This is a genomic window from Chromobacterium haemolyticum (assembly GCF_002081825.1).
Taxonomy (GTDB): Bacteria; Pseudomonadota; Gammaproteobacteria; order Burkholderiales; family Chromobacteriaceae; genus Chromobacterium; species Chromobacterium fluminis.
This window is the reverse complement of the sequence record NZ_MUKU01000006.1, coordinates 158,329-182,034: the sequence shown is the minus strand read 5'-3', so window position 1 is coordinate 182,034 and position 23,706 is coordinate 158,329. Positions and strand designations below refer to the sequence as shown.

General features: G+C 63.6%; 21 protein-coding genes and 1 tRNA gene. 7 read left to right on the top strand and 15 right to left on the bottom strand.

The window, feature by feature from the left end:
* Positions 1–48: 48 nt before the first annotated feature.
* Positions 49–1,038 (bottom strand): serine/threonine protein kinase, encoded by a 990-nt coding sequence (locus tag B0T39_RS06360; protein WP_081545321.1) that lies wholly within the window; start codon positions 1,036–1,038, stop codon positions 49–51.
* Between the two features lie 46 nt (positions 1,039–1,084).
* Between B0T39_RS06360 and selA the strand changes: the two genes are divergently transcribed.
* Entirely contained in the window at positions 1,085–2,524 is a 1,440-nt protein-coding gene (gene selA / locus B0T39_RS06355; protein WP_254894500.1) for an L-seryl-tRNA(Sec) selenium transferase, read from the top strand.
* Here the strand turns inward: selA and B0T39_RS06350 are convergent.
* Positions 2,507–2,839, bottom strand: coding sequence for a GlpM family protein (locus B0T39_RS06350; protein WP_081545320.1), 333 nt, complete (start codon positions 2,837–2,839; stop codon positions 2,507–2,509). The two genes, selA and B0T39_RS06350, sit on opposite strands and share 18 nt — an antisense overlap.
* A 166-nt stretch (positions 2,840–3,005) precedes the next feature.
* On the opposite strand from B0T39_RS06350, the gene B0T39_RS06345 reads away from it, so the two are divergent.
* Positions 3,006–3,935, top strand: coding sequence for a cation diffusion facilitator family transporter (locus B0T39_RS06345; RefSeq protein ID WP_081545319.1), 930 nt, complete (start codon positions 3,006–3,008; stop codon positions 3,933–3,935).
* Between the two features lie 70 nt (positions 3,936–4,005).
* Positions 4,006–5,889 carry a selenocysteine-specific translation elongation factor gene (gene selB / locus B0T39_RS06340; RefSeq protein ID WP_081545318.1) on the top strand — a complete coding sequence of 628 codons (1,884 nt, stop codon included), beginning with the start codon at positions 4,006–4,008 and terminating at the stop codon, positions 5,887–5,889.
* On the opposite strand, the gene B0T39_RS06335 is transcribed toward selB, so the two are convergent.
* Entirely contained in the window at positions 5,886–7,643 is a 1,758-nt protein-coding gene (locus tag B0T39_RS06335) for an ATP-binding response regulator (RefSeq protein WP_141111105.1), read from the bottom strand. The genes selB and B0T39_RS06335 overlap by 4 nt on opposite strands.
* A 32-nt stretch (positions 7,644–7,675) precedes the next feature.
* Positions 7,676–8,176, bottom strand: coding sequence for an oxidoreductase (locus B0T39_RS06330; protein ID WP_141111104.1), 501 nt, complete (start codon positions 8,174–8,176; stop codon positions 7,676–7,678).
* 545 nt (positions 8,177–8,721) lie between these two features.
* Between B0T39_RS06330 and B0T39_RS25575 the strand changes: the two genes are divergently transcribed.
* Positions 8,722–8,816: transfer RNA gene (locus B0T39_RS25575), tRNA-Sec, on the top strand.
* Positions 8,817–9,172: 356 nt separating this feature from the next.
* Here B0T39_RS25575 and B0T39_RS06315 read toward each other — a convergent pair.
* The 5 genes from B0T39_RS06315 to flgA form a co-directional block, all read right to left on the bottom strand.
* On the bottom strand, positions 9,173–10,504 hold the full coding sequence (locus B0T39_RS06315; protein WP_081545314.1) for a DEAD/DEAH box helicase: 1,332 nt from the start codon (positions 10,502–10,504) through the stop codon (positions 9,173–9,175).
* A 114-nt stretch (positions 10,505–10,618) separates the two neighbouring features.
* A complete protein-coding gene (locus B0T39_RS06310; protein WP_019100620.1) occupies positions 10,619–11,539 on the bottom strand; it encodes a CobD/CbiB family protein in 921 nt (306 codons plus the stop codon).
* 219 nt (positions 11,540–11,758) lie between these two features.
* Positions 11,759–12,223, bottom strand: a complete 465-nt coding sequence (locus B0T39_RS06305) for a flagella synthesis protein FlgN (RefSeq protein WP_081545313.1) — start codon at positions 12,221–12,223, stop codon at positions 11,759–11,761.
* 23 nt (positions 12,224–12,246) lie between these two features.
* Positions 12,247–12,543, bottom strand: a complete 297-nt coding sequence (flgM, locus tag B0T39_RS06300; protein ID WP_019100618.1) for a flagellar biosynthesis anti-sigma factor FlgM — start codon at positions 12,541–12,543, stop codon at positions 12,247–12,249.
* Between the two features lie 130 nt (positions 12,544–12,673).
* Positions 12,674–13,351 carry a flagellar basal body P-ring formation chaperone FlgA gene (gene flgA, locus B0T39_RS06295; RefSeq protein ID WP_081545312.1) on the bottom strand — a complete coding sequence of 226 codons (678 nt, stop codon included), beginning with the start codon at positions 13,349–13,351 and terminating at the stop codon, positions 12,674–12,676.
* A gap of 154 nt (positions 13,352–13,505) precedes the next feature.
* Here flgA and B0T39_RS06290 point away from each other — a divergent pair, with 154 nt between their 5' ends.
* Entirely contained in the window at positions 13,506–15,539 is a 2,034-nt protein-coding gene (locus tag B0T39_RS06290) for an autotransporter outer membrane beta-barrel domain-containing protein (RefSeq protein ID WP_081545311.1), read from the top strand.
* Positions 15,540–15,595: 56 nt separating this feature from the next.
* Here the strand turns inward: B0T39_RS06290 and thrC are convergent, their stop codons facing one another.
* The 4 genes from thrC to B0T39_RS06270 all read right to left on the bottom strand — a co-directional run bounded on the left by thrC (position 15,596) and on the right by B0T39_RS06270 (position 20,080).
* Positions 15,596–17,005 (bottom strand): threonine synthase, encoded by a 1,410-nt coding sequence (gene thrC / locus B0T39_RS06285; protein WP_081545310.1) that lies wholly within the window; start codon positions 17,003–17,005, stop codon positions 15,596–15,598.
* Positions 17,005–17,337 carry a hypothetical protein gene (locus B0T39_RS06280; protein WP_081545309.1) on the bottom strand — a complete coding sequence of 111 codons (333 nt, stop codon included), beginning with the start codon at positions 17,335–17,337 and terminating at the stop codon, positions 17,005–17,007. Before B0T39_RS06280 ends, thrC begins: the two co-directional genes overlap by 1 nt.
* Positions 17,330–18,640, bottom strand: coding sequence for a homoserine dehydrogenase (locus B0T39_RS06275; protein ID WP_081545308.1), 1,311 nt, complete (start codon positions 18,638–18,640; stop codon positions 17,330–17,332). Before B0T39_RS06275 ends, B0T39_RS06280 begins: the two co-directional genes overlap by 8 nt.
* Positions 18,641–18,847: 207 nt before the next feature.
* The gene (locus B0T39_RS06270; protein ID WP_081545347.1) at positions 18,848–20,080 is read right to left on the bottom strand and encodes a pyridoxal phosphate-dependent aminotransferase; all 1,233 of its coding nucleotides are present in this window, start codon (positions 20,078–20,080) and stop codon (positions 18,848–18,850) included.
* Between the two features lie 248 nt (positions 20,081–20,328).
* On the opposite strand from B0T39_RS06270, the gene B0T39_RS06265 reads away from it, so the two are divergent.
* Entirely contained in the window at positions 20,329–20,697 is a 369-nt protein-coding gene (locus tag B0T39_RS06265) for an Mth938-like domain-containing protein (protein ID WP_081545307.1), read from the top strand.
* A gap of 1 nt (position 20,698) precedes the next feature.
* Here the strand turns inward: B0T39_RS06265 and B0T39_RS06260 are convergent, their stop codons facing one another.
* Positions 20,699–22,021, bottom strand: a complete 1,323-nt coding sequence (locus B0T39_RS06260; RefSeq protein ID WP_081545306.1) for an MFS transporter — start codon at positions 22,019–22,021, stop codon at positions 20,699–20,701.
* 116 nt (positions 22,022–22,137) lie between these two features.
* Positions 22,138–23,454: an NAD(P)/FAD-dependent oxidoreductase gene (locus tag B0T39_RS06255; protein ID WP_081545305.1), complete on the bottom strand. Its 1,317-nt coding sequence runs from the start codon at positions 23,452–23,454 to the stop codon at positions 22,138–22,140.
* Here B0T39_RS06255 and B0T39_RS24855 point away from each other — a divergent pair.
* Positions 23,453–23,695, top strand: a complete 243-nt coding sequence (locus B0T39_RS24855; protein WP_141111102.1) for a hypothetical protein — start codon at positions 23,453–23,455, stop codon at positions 23,693–23,695. The genes B0T39_RS06255 and B0T39_RS24855 overlap by 2 nt on opposite strands.
* Positions 23,696–23,706 lie beyond the last annotated feature (11 nt).

Genomic DNA, 23,706 nt, shown 5'->3' with positions numbered 1-23,706 from the left:
CCGTTTTCGCCTTGTCTCGCTCTTGCTCGTGAGATCGTAAAATCGCTCTTACACCGACCACAACGGCGGTTCGTCCAACAGCGCAATCTGCTCGCGCAAGGTCAGAATCTGTTCCTCCCAATAACGCTGGCTGTTGAACCAGGGGAAGGCGGCTGGAAAAGCTGGATCGTGCCAACGCCGCGCCAGCCAGGCGCTGTAATGGATCAGACGCAAGGTGCGCAAGGCCTCCAGCAGATGCAGTTCGCGCAGGTCGAACTCGCAAAAGTCCTCGTAGCCGGCCAGCACCTCGGCCAACTGCGCCGATTGCTCCTCGCGGCTGCCGGACAGCAACATCCACAAATCCTGCACCGCCGGTCCCATGCGGCTATCGTCAAAGTCGACGAAATGCGGACCGTCGTCGGTCCACAACATATTTCCGACATGGCAATCGCCGTGCAGCCGCAGCGCGCTCACCGCGCCGGCGCGCTGGTAAGCGCGGTCGACACCGGCCAGCGCCTGCTCCAGCACGCCGCGGAAGACTTCGCGCAGTTCCGGCGGCAAGTCCGCGTGCCGCAATAGATAGTCCGCCGGCTCGCGGCCGAAGCTGTCCGCGTCCAAAGCCGGCCGCCGCGCGTAGCTCTCCACCCGGCCCAAAGCGTGGATGCGGCCCAGAAAGCGGCCTATCCATTCCAGCGTGCGCGCGTCGCCCAACTCCGGCACCCGGCCGCCGCGACGCGGAAACAAGGCGAAACGGAAACCGCCGTGATGATGCAAGGTGGCGCCCTTGAAGGCCAACGGCGGCACCACCGGGATCTCGCGCTCCGCCAGTTCCAGCGAAAACGCGTGCTCCTCCAGTATCTGCTCATCGCTCCAGCGCTCCGGCCGATAAAACTTGGCCACCAGCGGCGCGGCGTCGTCAATGCCGATCTGATAAACCCGGTTCTCGTAGCTGTTCAGCGCCAGCAGGCTGCCGGAGCTGTAAAGGCCGAGGCTGTCCACTGCGTGGAGAATGGCGTCCGGCGTCAGGCCGGCGAAGGGAGGCGTTTGAGGTGTCTGCATTCGGGCATTATACGCAGCCGGCAGCTCTCGAGCGTAAGCGGGTAAAATGAAGGAATCTGACGCCGCGCCGGAAGCTTCCATGGACCTGAAAAACCTGTATACCCGCCTGCCCTCCGTAGACCGCCTGCTGAGCCACGACCGTCTGTCCCGCCTGCTGGGCCGCCACGGCAACGCCGCGCTGGCCGAAGCCGTGCGCCAAACGCTGGAGCAGGCGCGCCGGACCATACGCGAACAGCACGCGCTGCCACCCTGGGCAGCCAGCGACGACAGCCTCGCCGCCGCCGTAGGCGATCGAGTCGCCGAGCGCCAGCGCATGCGGATGCGGCCGGTGTTCAACCTTTCCGGCACTGTCTTGCACACCAATCTGGGCCGCGCGCCTATGGCCGAGGCCGCGGTGGACGCCGTGACCGCGGCGATGCGCGAAGCCGCGACGCTGGAATTCGACCTGCAAGGCGCCGGCCGCGGCCACCGGGACCAGGCGGTCAGCGAACTATTGCGCGAACTCACCGGCGCCGAGGCCGCCTGCGTGGTCAACAACAACGCGGCGGCGGTGCTCATCATGCTGTCCACCGTCGCCGCCGGCCGCGAGGTCATTCTGTCCCGCGGCGAGATGGTGGAGATCGGCGGCGCCTTCCGCATGCCGGACGTGATGCGCCAGGCCGGCTGCCGGCTGGTGGAAGTGGGCGCCACCAACCGCACTCACCTGAAGGACTATCGCAACGCCATCACGGCGGAAACCGGCCTCCTGCTCAAGGTCCACACCAGCAATTACGCGATTCAGGGTTTCGCCAGCAGCGTGGCGGAGGCGGAACTGGCCGAACTGGCGCGCGAACGCGGCCTGCCGGTGGCTACCGATCTGGGCTCCGGCGCGCTGATCGACCTGGCCGCTTACGGCCTGCCTCACGAGCCGATGCCGCAGCAGATGATCGCCGCCGGCGTAGACCTGGTCAGCTTCTCCGGCGATAAGCTGCTGGGCGGGCCGCAGGCCGGTCTGATCATCGGCAAGCGCGAATGGATAGACAAGATTCAGCAACACCCGCTCAAACGCGCGCTGCGCTGCGACAAGATGACACTGGCAGCGCTGGAGGCCACGCTGCGGCTTTATCTGGAGCCGGACCGGCTGACCGAAACCCTGCCGACGCTGCGCCTGCTGACCCGCCCGCAAACGGCGATGCGCGCCAGCGCCGAGCGCCTGAGCGCCCCGCTGGCCGCCGCGCTGGGAGCGGACTATCTGGTGGAGAACGCCGCCTGCCTGTCCCAGATCGGCAGCGGCTCGCTGCCGGTGGACCGCTTGCCCAGCTGGGCGCTGACGGTTTCGCCTGCCGACGGCCGAGGCGGCACGCTAGAACGGCTGGCCGAAGCGCTTCGCGCGCTGCCGCGGCCGGTAATAGGCCGCTTGGCCGACGGCCGGCTATGGCTGGACCTGCGCTGCCTGGCGGACGAAACCGGCTTCATCGCCAACCTGGGCTCATTGGCGCGTCCATAGCCACACCAAGACGCCGGCGGCCACCGCCCAGCAAGCCGCCGCGCCCAGCAAGGCCGCCCCCAAGCGCCAACGGTCGATCAGCCAATACAAGGCCAACAGATAAATGAAATAAGGCAGCAGCGAAGCCATGCCGAACAACAGGGTGGTTTTCAGCTCGACCGCGCCGCGCTCGCTGCCCACAATATAGTGCGCGATCAGCGCGAAGGTGGGAAACAGCGGCACCAGGCCGGCGATATAGTAATTCCTGGACCTGGCCAGCACACTGATCAACAAGACCGCCAGCGCGCCCAAGACGCTTTTCAACAATAAAGCCATTCCCCTCCCCGCCCACGGAAAACCACGATTGTGTCACAAGCCCTCCTCCCAACGGCTGAGGTTCATTCTTGTTCTCATTCTCATTAATAAAAACAATCAATTTTTTAAAATTAATAGCTTATGTGCGATAATAGCGGCATCCCACCCACTGCCGGACTGCACTGCCATGGCCCACACTCATCACGCCATCGACGGCGACAGCGTAGAGAAACGCCGCGCCGGCCGCATCAGCACGCTAGTCAGCGTCGCGGTCAACCTGATTCTCTCCACCACCCAGATCGTGGTGGGCGCCCTGGCGCATTCCTCCGCCTTGATCGCCGACGGCCTGCACTCGCTGTCCGACCTGATCGCCGACTTCGTCGTCTTGCTGGCCGGCAAACACAGCCACAAAGCGCCGGACAACGACCACCACTACGGCCACCACCGCTACGAGAACGCCGCCTCGCTGGTATTGGGCTTGCTGTTGCTGGGCGTCGGCCTGGGCATGCTGTACAACGCCGCCGCTAAATTCCACGATCCCGCCTCCATCCCCACCGTCCACGTCGTCGCCTTGTGGGTGGCGCTGCTGGCCCTGGTGGTCAAAGAGGCGCTGTTCCGCTACATGCTGGCGGTGGCTAGACGCGTGCGCTCCAGCATGCTGGTGGCCAATGCCTGGCACGCGCGCTCCGACGCGGCCTCCTCGCTCGTGGTGGCGTTGGGCATTATCGGCAACCTGATGGGCTATCCACTGCTGGATCCGGTGGCCGCGCTGCTGGTGGGCCTGTTGGTCGCCCGCATGGGCTGGCGCTTCGGCTGGGACGCGATGCATGACCTGATGGACCGCGCCGCCGACGACGACGCCGTCGCCGCCATCCGCCAGACCCTGCTGGCCACCCCCGGCATCCACGGCGTACATGACCTGCGCACTCGCAAGATGGGCGATCTGATCCAAGTGGATGTGCATCTGGAAGTAGACGGCGCCATCAGCGTGGAACAGGCTCACGCCATCTCGGAGGCCGCGCGCCACCAAGTGCTGGAGCTGCACCCGGTGCTGGACGTGCTGATCCATATCGATCCCGTCGGGCACTACCTTCCGGGCGCCGCGCCCGCAAGCTGAGCGCGGCCCCATGGCCAAGCCCGCTGTTTCTGGCGATACTTGGCCTTTTACCCCTTCAGCTTCGCCCGCCATGATTATCGCCACCGCCGGACACGTAGACCACGGCAAAACCGCCCTGCTGCACGCCCTGACCGGCACCGACGCCGACCGCCTGCCGGAAGAAAAAAAGCGCGGCATGACCATAGACCTGGGCTATGCCTATCTGCCCACGCCGGACGGCGGCGCGATCGGCTTCATCGACGTGCCCGGCCATGAACGCTTCCTCGGCAATATGCTGGCCGGCGTTGGCGGCGTGCGCCACGCGCTGCTGGTGATCGCCGCCGACGACGGCGTGATGCCGCAAACCCGCGAACACCTCGCCATTCTGCAATTGCTGCGGCTGGACAGCCTGACCGTGGCCGTCAGCAAAAGCGACCTGGCCAGCCCTGAATCACTGGAACGCGTCATGAGCGAAGCGCGACGGACGCTGGCCGAATACGGCCTGCAAGCGGCGGCGCTGCTCCCGGTTTCCGCGCGCACCGGCGCCGGCGTCGACGCCTTGCGGCGGCAGCTGCTGCAACTGCGCGGCGACGCGACCGGCACGGAGCGGCGATTCCGTCTGGCGATAGACCGCGCCTTCACCATAGGCGGCGCCGGCCTAGTGGTGACCGGCACGGCTTGGGGCGGCCGCGTCAGCGTAGGCGACGCCTTATGGCTCAGCGGCAAGGACGTTCCCGTTCGCGTACGCGGCCTGCACGTGCAAAACCAGCCGGCGAGGCAAGGCCAGGCGGGTCAGCGCATCGCGCTCAACCTGACAGGCGACGTCGAAAAACAACAGATTCAGCGCGGCGACTGGCTGCTGGCTCAAGCGGCCCCGACGCCGGCCTCCCGCGTCAGCGTGCGCTTGCGCCTGGCTCCGGCGCTTCACGCCGCGCTGCGACACTGGCAGGCGGTGCACATCCATCACGCCGCCAGCCACTGCACCGGTCGGGTAGCCCTGCTGGAACGCCCGCAGCTCCATTCCGGAAACGAGGGGTTGGCGGAACTGAGCCTGGACCGTCCGCTGCATCTAGCCGACGGCGACCGGCTAATCCTGAGAGACGCCGGCGCGCAGCATACGCTGGCCTGCGCCACGGTATTGGAGCGGCAGCCGCCCACCCGCGGCAAGCGCCACGACGAACGGCTAGCCTACCTGTGCGCCCTGACCGCGGCGGGAATGGAGGATGCCGAAAATCTGCGGCTCCGCCTCAGCCGGCAAGCGGTTTCCCTGCCCGATCTGGCCTGGGACCGGCAATTGAGCGAAACCGGCCTGGCGGAACTGCTGCGCGCCGCGCCGCTATTCGTCGCCGGCCAACACGCTTATGCGCCGGAACACTGGGCGGACTTGCAAGAACAGCTGCTGAAACGGCTGGCGGCGCTGCATCTTCAGCAGCCGGATCAACTGGGCGCCAGCCGCGGCCGCGCGCGCCGGCTGGCGCTGCCGCAAGAGAGCGAGGCGGCGGTCAACTTGATGATCGATCAGCTGCTGGCGGAGGGAAGGCTGGCCAACACCCGCGGCTGGCTGCACCTGCCCGAGCACGTGCTGGCTTTCAATACGGAAGAGGACGCGCTGTGGCGGCGTTTGGAACCGGCTTTCGCCGAAGAGGGTCAGGCACATTGGGTGCGGGATTTGGCGGCGGCGGCCGGCCTGGAAGAAGAACAGGCGCGCGCCTTGTTGCACAAAGCCGCGCGCTTGGGACATGTCCATGCCGTGGTGCGAGACCGCTATTTCTCCAGCGCGACCATACGCGACATGGCGGCCATCGTGCGGAATCTGAACCAAGATGCCGGCTATGCCGACGCCGCCAACTTCCGCGACCAGCTGGGCTGCGGTCGCAAACTGGCGATTCAGATCCTGGAATATTTCGACCGCTGCGGCTTTACCCGTCGCCTGGGCGACAAGCACCTTCTTCGAGAAGCGCGGCTGTTCGACTAGCCGGCGTGTCCAGGCGGTCCTGGCGGCGACTCCAGCGCTCGGCCCAGCACCGCTCGCAGCCGGCTGATATCAAACGGTTTCTCCAGGCGCGCGGCGAACCAGGCGGCGCGTGGGTCGGCGTACTCCTCCGGGTACGCCGTCATCGCGATGATTTTCACGCCGCGGTGGCGCACGCTGCGCTTCAACGCCTCCGCCACCGAATAACCGCTCTCATTGCCCAGCTGCATATCCAACAACACCACGTTGAAGCTCGCTTGCTGCAGCTTTTGACAGGCTTCCGCCACCGAGCTGGCAGTGGACACTGCGTAGCCGTTCATCTGCAGACAATCGGAAAACGGTTCGCGGATATTCTTGTCGTCGTCCACCACCAACACCGAACGCTCCGGCCCCGGCAGTTGATCCGGCACCACAATGGGCAAGCGGACGATGAATTCGGAACCAACGCCCACCACGCTCTTCAGCTCCAGCTCGCCGCCCAGCAGCGACACCAGTTCCTTGACCACCGCCAAGCCCAACCCGCTGCTGCCCACCCTACGCGCGTGCCCCTGGAAAAACGGCTGGAAAATGCGCGATTGAAACTCCTCGGGCACGCCGATGCCGGTGTCTATCACCCGGATATCCAAAATATTGCGGCCATCGGCGCCGTCCACGCCGGCCTCAACAGTGACCGTCCCGTGATCCGTGTAACGAATGGCGTTGGTCAGCAGATTCCCGACGATCTGCCGCAAACGGTCTCCGTCCAGTTTCACCGTCGGCGGCAACTCGCCCAGCCGCACATACAGGCCCAGGCCCTTGCCGTCCAGCTGAGCGCGATGCACATCGATCACCTCGTGCAGCGCGGCCGCCACGTCCACATCACTGATATGCAGGCGGAACTGCATGTTTTTGATCGCGGAGATGTCCATGATATCCCGCACCTGGGTCATCAGGTGCGCCATGCAGGTTTTCAAACGCCCCACCGCCTTGGCCGCCTTTCCGGCCGGATCGATGTCGGGCTCGATCAGCTCCACGCACACTTGCATGGTCTGCAACGGCGAACGGATCTCGTGGCTCAGCGTGGCGAGGAAGGTGGTGCGGTCCAGTTCCGCGTTCACCGTGGCCTTGTGCGCCTCACGCTCTTGTTCCAACAGTTGCTGACGCGCGGCGGCGTCGCGACGCGCGCCCTGATAGCGGTACAAGAGCACGAAAATCACCATGCAAATGCCGCCCAGCGCGAACCATAGCGAAGCGACCAATTGCTGGTTGTGCCGCAAATCCTTATTGCGCGCGTCGCGGGACGATACCTCGGCCACGCGCGCCTGAACCGCGAACTCCGCCAGCGACGGCCTGATGCTGTCGATGCGGTCTATATTCTGCTGCGCGGTCCGTAGGCTGGGATGCAGAATGTTCTCGTCCTCGAAGAAATCCTGCAGCAGGCTGGCGGTGCCCTTGAAGCCATCCACGCGGCTCAGCATCTCCTGCATCTTGGACGGCGTGACGAAGTCGAGAAAACGGCTGTTGGCTACCGCCAAGCGGAATTGCACCTGCGACTCGGGGACCTCCCCCGCCTTCAAACGCAATAAGTCAGCGCGCGCTTTCTCCAGCTCAAGCTGCATCTGCGCCACCGACCAGTACAAATCCTCGCTGCGCCCCTCAAAGCTGCGCGCCGGCACATAACGCTCGATCGCCATGTAAACACCGATGGCCAGCAGCAAAAAGCCGAGCAAGGCCAGCGCCGGGATGCCCTTCCAGCCGGACAGCATCGATTTGTTCATCGCTCGTCCCGAACTCTCCTGGCCGGCCGGCATCAGAACACCACCAAGCGGTTGATCTGCCATACCAGCTTGGCGTCCATCACCGGCCCTTTCTTGTCTTCCGGCATTTGATCCAGCGGATACATCAGCCATAAGGGACCGCGGTTGGTGATGTCCAAAGGCTTGTTGTTGACCGAGCGCGCCAACACCACGTCGAAGTCGTAGAACTCGCGGCGGTCTATCCAGTACACATAATCGTTCAGGGCCCGTAGCTTGACCTTCTGGCCGCTGGCGCCCACCTTGGCCAGAATATCCCGCATCAGCGGCCCGCTGAACACCGATTGCGGCGTCCAGGTGGTCCGGGTCACCACCGAATGCTGACGCAAGCTCTGCAAGTCCTGCTCGCGGAACTCATACACATTCTTTTCTTTATTGGTGAACTGGCTGATCTTGCCCGACACCGTCAACACCACAGGCCCCTGCGCGGCATGAAGCGCGGCCACCCAACACGCCAGCGCCATTCCCCCCAAGACCGCCTTCCAGCTCTTCCCCATGCCAAGCTCCCAACCCTGCTCATCCCTTGCCCATCGGCCGGCGGCTTCACGCGCCGGACTCATGACATTTGGACTTTGATTTTACAAGCCAAACAATTAAATCTAATTAGAACAAAAATGCTATTAAAATATTTATGGCCAATATATCAAGCTGCCCGACAAAAAACCATCCGCCCCTATCCCGACCAGTACCATGGGACAGTAGCGCCGCTAGCCGCTGGAGAGCGCTTGCCGCGCTCAATGCGAAAGCGGCCCCAAAGGGCCGCTTTCGCCTCGCTCCGCCGGCGTCGCCGGCGATGTGCTTACTTGCCGCGGCGCAGCCCCGGACGTCCCGCGACATGGCAAAGTTGGGTAAACAAAGACAGAACGTGCTTCATGCTGATTTCCTTTATTCTCAGTAGACGGAATGGCCCGCACGCTCTTGCGGCGCATTGCAGCGGGCAATCCATTCTAATGGCATGATGCTCAGTCTAGAAATTCATTTTATTTATCAGGCATAAAATTGGCTTATCTCGATTCCGCGATATAATGCCCGCTCATACGCAGGAAGAGACGCGTCCCCGGTGGGGCGGCTGGTCTTCAAAATCAGATGGGGCCGCCAGCGGTCCCGGGCAGGTTCGACTCCTGTTCTCTTCCGCCACTCGCTCCGCCCACATCCCGCCCCAGGCAAAGCGAGCAATTACATTGGATCGCATGCCGTTTCACCAGCGCGCGCAGGCGCTCCAGCCGCTGCGCCTCCGCCAGCATCACGGATGCCGCCGCGGGCTTGGCCTCGGCGTTCCGCGAAGCCAATGAAACCGTCGTCGTCGCACCCGCCGCCGCGCCTACGCCCAACATCACTCCGCCCACCCCGATATACCGCCACTTCATCCTCATCGCCCTCTCCCATCCCGGAACCGTTCGCTCTGATATCCGACCCCGTGGCCGATGGGAAGTGCCAACGACGCCCATAAAAAAACGGCCCCATCCGGGACCGTTTCTTGTGTGTTCGCCAAATCAGCGAATGATTTCCACCTTATAGCGCGGAGGCAGCAGCAAGGCGGGCACTTCCCGCTTCGCCTTGCGGCTGCGACGGCCGCTCAAAGGCTGCTTCACGCCCTCGGTCGAACCAGCCAGAACCGAAGCTTCCGGCTTGGACGGAGCCGGCGGGCGCTCACGCTCCCGCTCATTAGGGCGCGTCAACCAGGAAGGACGGAAACCGTCGACGATCTGCGGCGTCAGCGTCTGCTTGGTCAGCTTCTCGATAGACTCGTGCTGACGGGTTTCTTCCGGGGACATCAGCGAAATCGCCACGCCCTTGGCGCCGGCGCGGCCTGTACGGCCAATCCGGTGCACATAGTCTTCCGGGGCGTTCGACAGTTCGAAGTTGACCACATAGGGCAACTCCGTCACATCCAGACCGCGGGCGGCGACATCGGTGGCCACCAATATGCGCAGTTTGCCTTCCTTGAACGCCGCCAGCGTTTCCAGACGCGCGCCTTGAGCCTTGTCGCCGTGAATGGCTTCGGCTTGCAGGCCGTCGCGCTGCAGTTCACGCGCCAGACGATCGGCGCTGAGCTTGGTCTTGCAGAACACGATGACCTGGCTCATGTCGCGAGACTTGATCAGATGCGTCAACAGATGGCGTTTCTTGAACGCATCCACCGAGTAGACAATCTGCTCGACCTGATCGTTGGTGGCGTTCTGACGCGCCACCTCCACCGTTTGCGGCGACTTCATGAAATCAGCGGCCAGCCGTTTGATCTCCGGCGCAAAAGTGGCGGAGAACAACAGGGTCTGACGCTCTTTGGGCAGCATGCCCATGATCTTGCGGATATCCTGAATGAAACCCATATCCAGCATGCGGTCGCCTTCGTCCAGCACCAGCACTTCCACCTTGTTCAATTGAACGGATTTTTGCTGGATGTGGTCTAGCAGGCGGCCCGGCGTGGCAATCAGGATTTCCACACCGCGGCGCAGTTCCTGAGTTTGCGGGTCCATATTGACACCGCCGAACACCGTGGTGGCGCGCAGAGGTAGATATTTGGTGTAGCTCTTGACGTTGACGCCGATCTGATCCGCCAATTCGCGGGTAGGAGACAACACCAGAGCGCGCAGCGGATGCATCGCCGGGGACACGCTGGTATTGGCGTATTTCTTCAGGCGCTCCAGAATGGGCAGCATGAAGGCTGCGGTCTTGCCGGTGCCGGTTTGGGCGGCGGCCAGCAAATCGCGGCTGGACAAGACCAGAGGAATCGCCTTTTCCTGAATCGGGGTGGGCTGGGAATAGCCCTGTTCTTCAATGGCGCGCAGAATCTCGGGCGATAGCCCGAGTTCGGAAAACAGCATGGACAACACTCCTGCAAAACTCGCGGGGCCTGTTGCGCGCACGCGCCAACACGCCCCGTATTCAAATGACACAAACGGACAAGACAACGCCGCCCTAATGGCGGCGTTGGGTCGTCAGCCCATGTGGCTTGCGACGCTGAGCAGCAGGATTACGGCCAACCATAGCAAGGCGGAACGCCAGACCAGACCAACCGCGCTTTTCAGGTAGTTGGGGTCGGCTTCGTCGCCCAAGCCCAGTTCGGGCCGGAAACGTATGGAGTAATCCTGTCTGAGCGGATCGCCCAATTTCACGCCGATCGCACCCGCGGCCGAAGCCAGAAGAATGCCATTGGCGTAGTTCCCCCATGTTTTGGCCTGGGAGCGCCAGCAATACACCGCATCCTCGAAATCGCCCATGATGGCGAAACTGGCGGCGGTCAAACGCACCGGGATCCAGTCCAGCCAGGCAGCGGCGCTAGCCGAGAAACGACCGAATGGGTCTTCGTCCGCGTCGCGGTTGCCCCACTTCTGATTCAGCATAGAACAGAGTCGGTACAACAGCGCGCCGGCCGGGCCCGGCAACAGCACGAACCAGAACATGGTGCCGAACACATGGCGATAGCTGTCCACCACCCCCTGCTCAATCGCCAGCCGTGAAATTTCCTCGACAGACAATTCAGCGGTGCCCTGTCCAGTCCAATTCGCCAGCGCGGTGCGCGCGTCCAGATCTCGCCCTTCGGCCAAGGCCTGGGAGATTTCGGAGAACGCACTGGAGAAATGGCGGAAACCCATGGTCAGATACAAGATCAGGACATTCCACAACATCGCCAGAATCGGGCTCAAGGCGTGCAGCGCGTAATAGATCAGCAAGCTGAGCAAGACTGCCGGCACGATCGCCAAGGACCACGCCAACACGCCATGGCGGTTGGAGCCGGCATTCAGATTGCGTTCCAAATGATTGGCGTAGCGAGTGAACAGCAGCCAGACGCGATTGCGATTGCCTAGCGGCCGCAACTGCTCCAGTGCCAGAGCGATAATCAAGGAAATCAGGGTCATTGGTTCCGGATAGTGGTTTTCTCAGGCCCGGAGAGGAAGATACCATAAAGGCCAGGGCATTCCCACTGCTCCTTGAGAATAGACTCTAAAACCGGCCGCGGCGGGGTGAAAAAGCCAAGAGCGCCGCAAAGGCGCTCTCTCGTATACTGAGGCTTGCCGGGGAGGTTTTCACTCCCTCTTCCAGCCATCCCGCCAGCGTTCGGCGGACTTTGAAAAAGCTCAGGCGGAGCCGAGGAAGCGTCGCCCAGTCGCCAGTTCCGGCAACTGGCCGGCCTTGTCGTAGCCCACGGTGGACGCTGCGGCATCGCGCAAGGTGTTCAGCGCGCCCTCCACCAACGACAAGCGCTGGTCGATGAAGCTGCCGTTAAGCTGATTGATGCTCTGCGCCCGCTGGATCGCCTCTTCCAGCCCGGTCCAGGCCAGGCTGGCTTCCGGCTTGTCCGCCAGCCAGATGTAAACCGTCTCGCTGTCCTGCACGCCGATCTGACGCATGAGTTCACCGCGCTGGGAGGCACTGACAGCCAGTTGGTCCAGCACGGCGCTCTTGCTCTCGGCCAGGGCGTCCAGCTGAACGTCAAAGCCCTGCACCAACACCTTTTGTTCCTGCTCCAGCAATGCGATTAGCCGGGCGACGAGAGCGCTCTCGGCCCGGCACAGCTGGCAGAATTCTTCAACAACGTTCATGCCTGACTTTCAACTGCGCGCGCTTAACGCGCCAACAATTCCTTGGTGGAGGCGATCAAACCGTCGGCGATCTTCTCCGGATTGACGTTGAACGTACCCGCGGCAATCGCCGACTTGATCGCGGCCACCTTTCCGGCGTCAAAGCCGGAATCGCCGCTGACCTTGCTTTCCACCGCGCTCAGACGGCTGGCCAAAGGGTTGATCGTCACACTGTCGGATCCACTGGCGGCAGGGTTGGCGTTGGCGGCCGCATCTCGCGGCGCTGCCTTGTTCTGGGTGCTGTAGCTTGCTGACAGCTTGCCCGAGTTATCTACTTTCATGGCATGGCCTTCCCAAAGGGAACCTGGATTACCTCTATTATCGGACGGAAAAACAATATCTTGAAGACTTTCTCCTAATTATCCGCCCCCGCGCGCCGCAATCGCCACCTCGGCTTGCCGACGAGCCGTCTCAATATATCACCATCACGCTGCCGTCCGCCTGCACTTGCCCGCGTATCACCCGCCCGGAGGCCATGCGCACCGACACTTGCTCGCCTTCGGCGGCATTACCTATCGCCAGTCCGTCGGCCGCCGCGGCGAAACCTTCTCCCGACGCCACCACCTTCACCCGCTGGTTGCTGTTCACTAGATAAGGCGCGCGAACCATAAAGCTACGCAACCAGGCGCCGGCCGGCGCGCCGGAGCGCATGGTCTTGCCTATGGCCTGCTGCAGGTCGTCCAAGACATTACGCGCCAAGCTGGGATTGGCCACGTCGACCAAGCGCACGTCGGCGGCGCTCAGCACCTCGCCGGCCGCCACGGCGCGGCTCAGGGCCACGCCCATTTTCTTTTCATTGATCCGCACGGGAATCCGCAACGCCCAGCCCAGCTCCGGGCAGGACACCGCGACGAAGGTGGCGCCGGTGGTCACCCCCGGCGTCGCCCAATCCGCCTTGGGCTGCGCGCAGGCCGGCACCGCCAGCTTGCGGTCCAGTTGCCCCAAGGTCCAAGTGGCGGGACGCATCGACAATTCGTGCTTGAGGAAGTCTCCGGCCAAGGTCTCCAAACGCCCCAGGTCCTGCATGCCCGCGGCCGATGCCGCCGCGGCCCAGACACAACACATCATCCAAAGTAGTAAACGTCGCATACCCGCATTCTAGCTCAAGCGGAGCCGGGGCTGCAGCCTGTGCCCTCCTATTGACAATGCAACAAAGAAATTAAAATAATCGTTCGAATAGAGCTTAGACTCTTAAATCTAAATCAAATAAAACCAAAGTTTTATCCGGAAGGGGACATTCCAAATGCGCAAGCGCCTGAACACGCTGGCCATGGCCACTCTGCTGGCCCTGCCGGCCGCCGCCAACGCCTATAGCAATTTCTATTTTTTCGGGGACAGTCTGACCGACACCGGCGCCTTCGGCGGCCTGGGTGGTCTGCCCGGTAACGCCCGCTGGACCCTGGGCTACGGCACAGGCTGGGCTGAAGTCTTGGCCAAGCACTATGGCCAAAACGTATCGCCCAACAACAGCCTAAACAGCCACATCACAAATACTGCGGGCAATAATTACGCTCAGGGCGATGCGCGTGCGCAGCCGGCCAGCCCACCCAACACCAATCCGGACACCCCCAGCCAGACCCCTTCCGCCGATGCGATCGCGGTCACCGATCTGCCGGGCCAGATCAACGCTTACCTAGGCCAGAAAGGCCAAAAAGCCGACCCCAACGCTGCCTACGCCATCTGGATCGGCGGCAACGACGTCATTGCCGCCGGCAGCCAAAGCGATCCGACCGCCTATCTGGGCGCCTCCGCCGCCTACACCGTACAAGCCGTGGCCGCGCTCAAGGCCGCCGGGGCCAATACCGTCATTTTGCCCAATCTGCCTGATATCTCGGCGGCTCCACTCTCTGTGCTCGCCGCCATTCAGACCGCCCTGCCCGGCGCCGGCAATGCCGGCAAAGTCGTCGCCGCCTGGGGCGCCGCATGGCAGATACTGAGCTCCGGTCAAACCAGCAATTCCCCCGTCCTGATCAATCAGGCGCTAAGCCAGGCGGAGACCGCCGCCGGTCTGAGCGCCGGCACGCTGAGCAGCGTTTACGCCGCGGTGCAGCCCAATCTTCAGAAAGGCGCCAGCGGCTACAACCAGTTGGTAGACATGGCGCTTAGCGCCGGCAATCTGCAACACGGGATAGTCAGGGCCAATATATCGGGTCTGTTCACGGAGCTTCTGGCCAATCCGCAAGCCTATGGCTTCAGCAATACCTCCGGCGCGGCCTGCCCTCAGTCCGCGCTGTACTGCCTGGCCGCCGTCATACCCGGGCAAAGCTATCTGTTCACCGATGCCTTGCATCCTACTCCGGCAGCCTATCAACTGATTGGCGACTATATATATGGCCTGCTGCAAGCGCCCTATTTCGCCGGCGCGCTGCCGGAGTCCGCGCTGAACAATGCCCGCCAACTGGGCGGGACGCTGGACAGCCGCTACCAGGCCATCCGCGCGCAGAAACGCGAAGTCGGCGCGGTCAGTGCCTTCGTCAGCGGTGCCTTCAACGACGACAAGGTGGGCTACGACGGTCTGTCCGCCAAACCGCAAGGCCAGCTGTACACCGTGGGCCTGGACTTTCAGGCCACCCCGGCGCTGAGCATGGGGCTGGCGATGTCTCGCCAAAACGGCAAAACCGACATCAACGGCATTGCAACGCCCGGCAGCGTAGACGACCGCAGCACCTTGATGAGCGCGCTATTCAGCTACAAGCAAGAACGGTTCTGGCTGGACGGCGACGCCCACATCGGCGCCGGCGATATCGACACCCGCCGCCAAGTATCGCTGGGCGCGGCACGAATCGCGCTGAACGGCACGGCTCGTCAGAGCCAATACGGCATGCGTGTTGCCGGCGGCTATTTGATGCCGCTGGGCGCCTACCGCACCGGCCCCATCGCCGGCCTGGACTACGCCCACGTCAAGGTAAACGGCTTCACCGAGCAGGGCGGCAACAGCAGCAGCATGGCCTTCAACGCGCAAAACGGCACTTCGCTGGTGGCCCGCGTCGGCTGGCAGCTGGAGGCGGATATTGGCCGTTTCAGCCCTTACGCCAAACTCAGCTACGCACACGAGTTTAAGCGCGACGACCGCATAGTCACCGCCGGCCTGGCCACCACGCTGGGCGACTACAACGTTAAGTTGGGCAAGCCCAAGGCGGATTGGCTGGAATGGACCGCCGGCCTCAGCGCCCAATTAAGCAAGAGCGTGTCGATGTTCGGCCAGCTCAGCGCCGCCAGCGGCCGCAGCGGCAGCAGCCAGACCGCCGGCAATATCGGCGTGGCGCTGACGTTCTAACGCCGCGGCGGACGCGAAAACGGCCCCTTGGGGGCCGTTTTCGCGTCCGAGGCGCTTCAGCTCAAACTACGTTCGATGAAGGCTTTGACCTCGCCGGCGTCCGCCGGAAACACCGACACTTTTTGCGGCAAGTCCTCTAGGCCGTCGAAGCCGTCCGGCCGCGGCGGATCGCGGTCCAGCGCTTCGCGGATAGTGGAGGCGAACTTGGCCGGCAAGGCGGTTTCCAGGCAGACCACGGTTTCGCCGGCGCGGCGCAGCTCGCGCGCCACCTTGACGCCGTCGGCGGTATGAGTGTCCACTACCACGCCGTCTTCGCGGTCCAACTGGCGGATAGTCGCCAGGCGGTCGGCATGGCTGCTCTTGCCGGAAACGAAGCCGAAGACCTCTGCGGCGGCGGCGGTCTGCTCCGCGGACAAGGTGAAGCCGGCTCCGGCGTCCACCTGACGCCAAAGCGCTTTCAAAGCCTCGGGGTCGCGCCCCAGCAGATCGAACACGAAGCGCTCAAAGTTGGAGGCCTTGGAAATATCCATCGACGGGCTGGAGGTGACGTAGGTGTTGGCCGCTCCGCGCGGGCGGTAGGCGCCGGTGCGAAAGAACTCGTCCAGCACGTCGTTCTCATTGGTGGCCACCAGCAAACGTTCGATCGGCAAGCCCATCTGACGCGCGATGTGACCGGCGCAGACATTGCCGAAGTTGCCGGACGGCACGCAGAAGCTGACCTTTTCCTCATTGCTCGCCGTGGCGTTGAAATAGCCCTTGAAGTAGTACACCACCTGGGCCACCACTCGCGCCCAGTTGATCGAGTTGACGGTGCCTATCTTGTGACGCGCCTTGAAGGCGTGGTCGTTCTGCACCGCCTTTACGATGTCCTGGCAATCGTCGAACATGCCCTTGATCGCGATATTGTGGATATTGGCGTCGTGCAGGCTGTACATCTGCGCGCGCTGGAACGGGCTCATCAATCCGTCCGGGCTCAACATGAACACTTGAATGCCGGCCTTGCCGCGCATCGCGTACTCGGCGGCGCTGCCAGTGTCGCCCGAGGTGGCGCCCAGGATGTTCAGGCGTTCGCCCTTTCTGGCCAGCACGTATTCGAACAGATTGCCCAGCAACTGCATCGCCATGTCCTTGAAGGCCAGCGTCGGGCCGTTGGACAGTTCCAGGATGGCCAGGCCGTCATGCAGCCGCTTGAGCGGCGTGATCTCCTCGCTGCCGAAAGCCGCGCGGGTATAGGTGCGCTTCACGATGGATTTGAGATCGTCTTCCGGGATATCGGTGGCGAACAGGCGGATGATTTCAAAGGCCAGTTCGGCGTAGGACAGGCCGCGCCAGGCGTCCAGCCGCTCGCGATCGATCCGCGGATAGCTTTCCGGCAACACCAGGCCGCCGTCGGGCGCCAGGCCCATCAGCAGGATGTCGCTAAACGATTGCGGGGCCATGCCCCCTCGGGTGCTGATATAACGCATCAGGAAGTTTCCAGATATTGGGCGCAGGCGGCGGAGGCGTCCTTCATCCGCTGTTTGCCGCGCGGGTCGTCTTTCTTGATCTGGCCGGTCAGCACGCCCATCACCTCTTCCGAGGAAAAGCGGCCGGCCAGATGCTGGCTGGCGCACTGGCAATATTTCTGCACTTGTTCCGACGAGTGCTGGCCAACGCCGTCCGAAGCCGGAGTGCGTTTGACGCAGCCACGCATCAAAAAGCCCTGCAACAGGCTGTGCTGGCCGGGGGACAAGGGCGTCGCCCCGGCGCTCGCCAGGATCAGACCGGCGCCAAGGCCGGTCAGCCAGCGTTTAATCATTCAGCTCTTCCATGCGCAGGCGCACCACTTTGCCGGTGATGCTTTCCAGCGCCTCGATGCCGGTGATGGCGCGGTCAATCGCCTGCTCCTGCACGCGATGGGTCAGGATCACCACTTCGGCGGTGCCGTCGGACACCGAGCCTTTCTGGATCACAGCCTCGATCGAGATGCCGTTCTCCGCCAGCAAGCGGGTGATGTTGGCCAGCACGCCGGCGCGATCGGCGGCGCCGATGCGCAGATAGTAGGAGCTGACCACGTCGGAGATCGGCAGGATGGGCAGGTTCTGCAGCTGGTCCGGCTGGAAGGCCAGATGCGGCACGCGGTGCTCCGGGTCCGCCGTCAGCAAGCGGGTCACGTCGACGATGTCGGCCACCACCGCGGAGGCGGTGGGCAGCGCGCCGGCGCCGGCGCCGTAGTACAAGGTGGGCCCCACCGCGTCGCCCTTGGCCAGCACCGCGTTCATCACGCCGTTGACGTTGGCGATCAACTGGCGCGCCGGGATCAGCGTTGGATGCACGCGCAATTCGACGCCGGCGGGAGTGCGGCGGGTCAGGCCCAGCAGCTTGACGCGGTAGCCCAGTTCCTCGGCGTACTTGATGTCGCGCCCTTCCAGCTTGCTGATGCCTTCCAGATAACAGCGGTCGAACTGCATCGGAATGCCGAAGGCCAGCGCTGCCATGATGGTGAGCTTGTGGCCGGCGTCATGGCCTTCGATGTCGAAGGTGGGATCGGCTTCGGCGTAGCCCAACTGCTGCGCCTCGGCCAGCACTTCGCCGAAGCTCGCGCCCTTCTCGCGCATCTCGGTCAGAATAAAGTTGGAAGTGCCGTTGATGATGCCGGCAATCCACTCGATGCGGTTGGCGGACAAGCCTTCGCGCAGCGCCTTGATGATGGGGATGCCTCCGGCCACCGCGGCCTCGAAAGCCACCATCACGCCCTGTTCCTGCGCGCGGGCGAAAATCTCGGTACCGTGCAGCGCCAGCAGCTTCTTGTTGGCGGTAACCACGTGCTTGCCGTTGGCGATGGCCTTGAGCACCAGTTCCTTGGCCACGGTGTCGCCGCCGATCAACTCCACCACGATGTCGACGTCGGGGTTGTTCACCACCTGCATCGCGTCGGCCACCACGTCCACGTCCGGACCCAATAGCGATTGTGCGCGGGCCTGGTTGCGGTTGGCCGCCTGCAGCAAGCGGATCTGGCGGCCGGCGCGTCGGCTGATTTCCTCGGCGTTGCGTTTGAGAACGGTGGCGGTGCCGCCACCCACAGTCCCCACGCCCAATAGGCCGATATTGATCGGTTTCATTATCTGCTCCCTGTCTCTAGTATTTTGTCCCTGCCCGCGGCGGCCGGCCCTGATCAAGAGCCCTGCCGCCAAGCCGATGCCCGCGCGGCGGGCGCGTGTCCCAAGTTTTCCTTGTCAGCGGACCGTATCCGCTGACAAGGAAAGCCTGATGGCAAGACGGGAGCCGCAGCCCCCGTCCCTCCGCTCAAGCCTTAAGCAACCACGGTTTCAGGCTTCGCCGCCGTGGCGTTTGCGATAATTTTCCAGGAAACGCGCAATGCGGCCGATGGCCTCTACCAAATCGTCCGAGTTGGGAAGGAATACCACGCGGAAGTGATCGGGCGCAATCCAGTTAAACCCTGAGCCCTGAACCAGCAATACTTTCTCCTCCTGCAACAGCTCCAGGATGAACTGCTGATCGTCGCCTATCGGGTAGACTTTGGGGTCCAGCTTGGGGAACAGGTAGAGCGCGCCCTGCGGCTTGACGCAACTGACGCCGGGGATGTCGGTCAGCAGCTTGTGCGCCAGATCGCGCTGGCGCGCGAGGCGGCCGCCCGGCGCCACCAGGTCGTCTATGCTCTGGTAGCCGCCCAGCGCCGTCTGGATTGCGAACTGCGCCGGCACGTTAGCGCACAAACGCATCGAGGCCAACATATTCAGGCCTTCGATATAGTCCTTCGCGTGTTTCTTTTCCCCGGACAGAATCATCCAGCCCGCGCGGTAGCCGCAAGCGCGGTAGTTTTTGGACAGACCGTTGAAAGTAACCACGAACAGGTCCGGCGCCAGGGAGGCGATGGAAGTGTGCTTGACCTCGTCGTACAGCACCTTGTCGTAGATTTCATCGGCGTAGATGATCAGTTGGTGCTGGCGAGCCACTTCCACGATCTGCTTGAGCAGCCCCGGCGGGTAGACCGCGCCGGTGGGATTGTTGGGGTTGATCACCACGATGGCGCGGGTGGAAGGCGTGATCTTGGCGCGGATGTCGTCGATACTGGGAAACCAGCCCTGCTCTTCGTCGCACAGATAATGCACCGCCTTGCCGCCGGCCAGGCTGACGCCTGCGGTCCACAGCGGGTAGTCCGGCGCCGGCACCAGCACTTCGTCGCCGTTGTCCAGCAGCGCCTGCATCGCCATAACAATCAGTTCGGACACGCCGTTGCCGACGATGATGTCGTCCATGCCCACATTGGGCAGCTGTTTTTGCTGGGCGTAGTGCATGATCGCCTTGCGCGCGGCGAACAGGCCCTTGGAGTCGGAATAGCCGGAAGCGGACGGCAGATTGACGATCACGTCCTCGATGATTTCGTCCGGCGCGAAGAAGCCGAACGGCGCGGGGTTGCCGATGTTCAGCTTGATGATGCGATGGCCTTCGTCTTCCATCTTCTTGGCGTGCTCAAGCACCGGACCGCGGATGTCGTAACAGACGTTGGCGAGTTTTTGCGATTTATGGACTGGCTGCATGACGACGATGTTTTCCGTGGCTTGCCGCCCGCCGGAGACGGCGGTCTTGCCCTGGCGGCGCGGTTTGTGTTCTTTCATCTGATCTCTTTGGATGTCCCCGCTGAAGCGATGACCACGTTGACGTTGTGGCGGCAATCAGCGGCGGGGTCGAGTTATAATCCTATCCCAATCTCTGATGCACTGCAGCAGGTTATTCGCGCCCAAAAAGGGCCGTCCGCCGCAGCGCTCGCAATCGGGAATCCGCTCACATGAAAATGCAGCAATCGCTGGGACAAGGCCGCAACTTGTTCACCGGCTATGGCGAAGGCCATGTTCTGATCAACGCCCAGCGTCACGAAGGCAATCTGATCGTCACCGCGGACAGCGTGGCGCCTTGGCAGGTGGCCGCTTTCGAGGATTTGCAGGAAAGCCATTTCAGCGCGCTGCTGGCGCTGCAGCCGGAAGTGGTGCTGTTCGGCACCGGCAAGAGCCTGCGCTTTTGCCACCCGCGCCTGTCCGCCGCGCTGGCCAACGCCGGCATCGGCGTGGAAACCATGGACACCCAGGCGGCCTGCCGTACCTTCAACATCCTGCTGGCGGAAGACCGCCGCGTCGTCGCCGCGCTGCTGGCGATCTGACTCAACCGGCGGCCGGCCGCACCGCCTGCGGACACATCCACACCAGCCATGCCGCCAACAAGGCCGGCGTCGCCGCCAGCATGAACAGGCTGGCCAGGCTCCAGTCCTGGCGCAGCAACTCGCCGCCCAGCCACGGCCCCAGCACCGACCCCACCCTGCCGACGCCCAGGCTCCAGCCCACGCCGGTGGCGCGCAAGGAGGTGGGATAGGCGTTGGCCGCCAGGGCGTTGATCGCCGGCTGGCCGCCCACCACGCAAAAACCGGCGGCGAACAACAGGCCGAACAAGCCGGCCTGCTGCGCGCCCAACTGACCCAGCATGGCAACGGCCGCCGCCGCCAGCGCGAAGCTTGGCAGCATCACCCGCAAGAAACCCAGTTTGTCTATCCAGATCCCCAGCAGCAAGGTGCCGGCTACGCCGCCCAGTTGCAGCGCGGCGCCGGCGAGAATGGCGCTTTGTGTGGCCAAGCCGGCATCCCGCGCCAAGGCCGGCATCCAGTTGGACAGGAAATAGAGCAGAAGCAGATTCAAAAAGCTGAGCGTCCACAAGGTCAGCGTCAGCTGCGCGCGGCCGGCCCGAAACAAATGCGGCAACGACGCCGCGGCGACGGGTTCCCGCAGCGTCAGGCAAGACGCCGTCGCCCCGCTCATCGCCGGATCCAGACGCCTCAGCCAGAACAGCGCCTGTTCCCGCCGTTGCCGCGACAACAGAAACTGCAGCGACTCCGGCAATTGCCGCCACATCCACAGCGCCAGCAGCAGCGGCGCGGCCCCGCCGACCGCGAACACCGCGCGCCAACCGTGGGCGGGAACCAGCCAGGCCGCCAGCAGGCCGCCCAACAGCGCGCCTACGGTGAAGCCGCAGGAAATCAGCATCATCATGCTGACCCTGCGCCGGAGCGGGCTGTACTCGCCGGCCAGCGCCATCGCGTTCGGCATGATGCCCCCCAGCCCCAGGCCGGTCAGGAAACGCAGCCATAGCAATTGCTCCAGCGTGGCGGAGAAGGCAGTGGCCAGCATGCCTAGACCGAACCACAAGGTGCACAACAACAGCAAGGCACGGCGTCCGAAGCGATCCGCCAGCGGACTGAACAGTAAAGCGCCCAGCAGCAAACCAAGCAAACCGGCGCTGAACACCGGCCCCAAGGACGGCTTGGCCAAGCCCCAATCCGCCAGCAGCGCCGGCGCGACGTAGGCCATGGCCTGCACATCGAACCCGTCCAGAATCATCAGCAAGCCGCAAAGCTGCAACAGTCGACGCTGAAACCCGCCCAGCGGCCGTTGATCCAGCCAGGCGTCGATCTCCAAACTTGAAGCTTGCGCCATCTTTGCCTCCCCAATTATGCCAACGGCAAACAAGATGTCCGCAAAGCGTCGACTGGTCAAGCCGCGCCAACAAAAAGCCCACCTCGAGGGTGGGCTTGTCTTTGGCCTGAGCCGGATCAGTGCAGCTTCAAGGACGGCCGCGCGGCGCGGCGCAACTTGTCTCCGACATAGAGCAGGCCGGCCAGCACCCAGCCGTGTACAGCCGCTTGGTGCATGCGATACAGGGAGCTGTAGATCAGCTTGGCGCCGCGGCCCTCCACATAGTAGTCGCGCTTGGGGCCGACCACCGCCGCCAAGCTGCCCACCGCGCTGTGCTTGCCCAGCGACACCAGCATGCCCTGCGGTTTGAAGACGAAGGGCTTGCCCTGGCGGCCGGCCACGCGCCGGCTCAGTTCGTCCGCCAGCCAGCGCGCCTGCTGGTGCGCCACCTGGGCGGTGGCCGGCAGATTGCGGCCGCTGTCGCCGTCCGGCGCTTCGGCGCAATCGCCCAGCGCATAGACGCAGGCGGCGCCCTGGCAACGCAGCCACTTATCCACCTGCAATTGGTTGATGCGGTTGGTCTGCAAGCCTCCCAAGCCGACCAACCAGGCCGGGGCCTTGACCCCGGCGGCCCAGACGGTGATGTCGGCCGCCACCTTGTCGCCGCCCTGCAGCTCCACGCCGTCGGCGTGCACGGCCGCTACCCGGCTGCCGGTCAGCACCTTGATGTTGCGCGCGGCCAATTGCTCCTGAGCATAGGCGGACAAAGACGGCGGCGCGGCGGCCAGGATGCGGTCCGCGCCCTCGATCACGCTGATTTCCACGCGCTCCGGCTGCAGGCGCGCGCCGTAATGATGCAGTTCGCACAAGGTGTGGTTCAGTTCCGCCGCCAGTTCGACTCCGGTGGCGCCGCCGCCGACGATGGCGATTCCAAGCTTGGCCAGCGGTTGTAGGCCGCTGCTGCAGCGGAAGGCCAGTTCCAGCACCCGGTGGCGCAGCTTCTCCGCGTCGTCCGGGGTGTTCAGGAACATCGCGTGCTCGCCGACGCCGGGCGTGCCGAAGTCGTTCGCCTCCGCGCCCACCGCCAGTACCAACCAGTCGTAGGAGACTTCGCGCGGCGGACTCAGTTGCGCTCCGCCGGCATCGCGCACTTCGGCAAGCTGGATGCTGCGCCGTTCGGTGTCCAGCGACTGCATATAGCCGAACTCGAACTCGTAGCCGTTGCGATAGCCATGAGCGAAGTAATTGACCTCGTCCTCACCAGTATTGAGCGCGCCGGTGGCCACCTCGTGCAATAGCGGCTTCCAGATGTGGGTGGGCGAGCCGTCGACCAGCACGACGCGGGCCTTGTGTTGCGCGCCCAGGGTGCGCCCCAGCCGGGTGGCGAGTTCCAGGCCGCCGGCGCCGCCGCCAACGACGACGATGCTGGGCAATGCGGAATTGCGACTTAACATGACAGATCCTTACAAGGTAGAAATCACTAAACAAACGTTCTGGCGGCAACACGCTTGTTTAGGGAGTTCTTGCTTCAGATCAAAGAAGAAGTATGCACAGGCTGGCAGTGCAAGCCAAGATTACACGGCAGAAAAAACCGAAGACATGACGCAGGGGAAAGCGGCGAAGCCAGCCTCCCGAGATGAAGCCGGCCCGGATTTCGCCATGAAAACCGGGCCGGGTAAGCCTTGCGGACAATGAAGGCGTCCGCA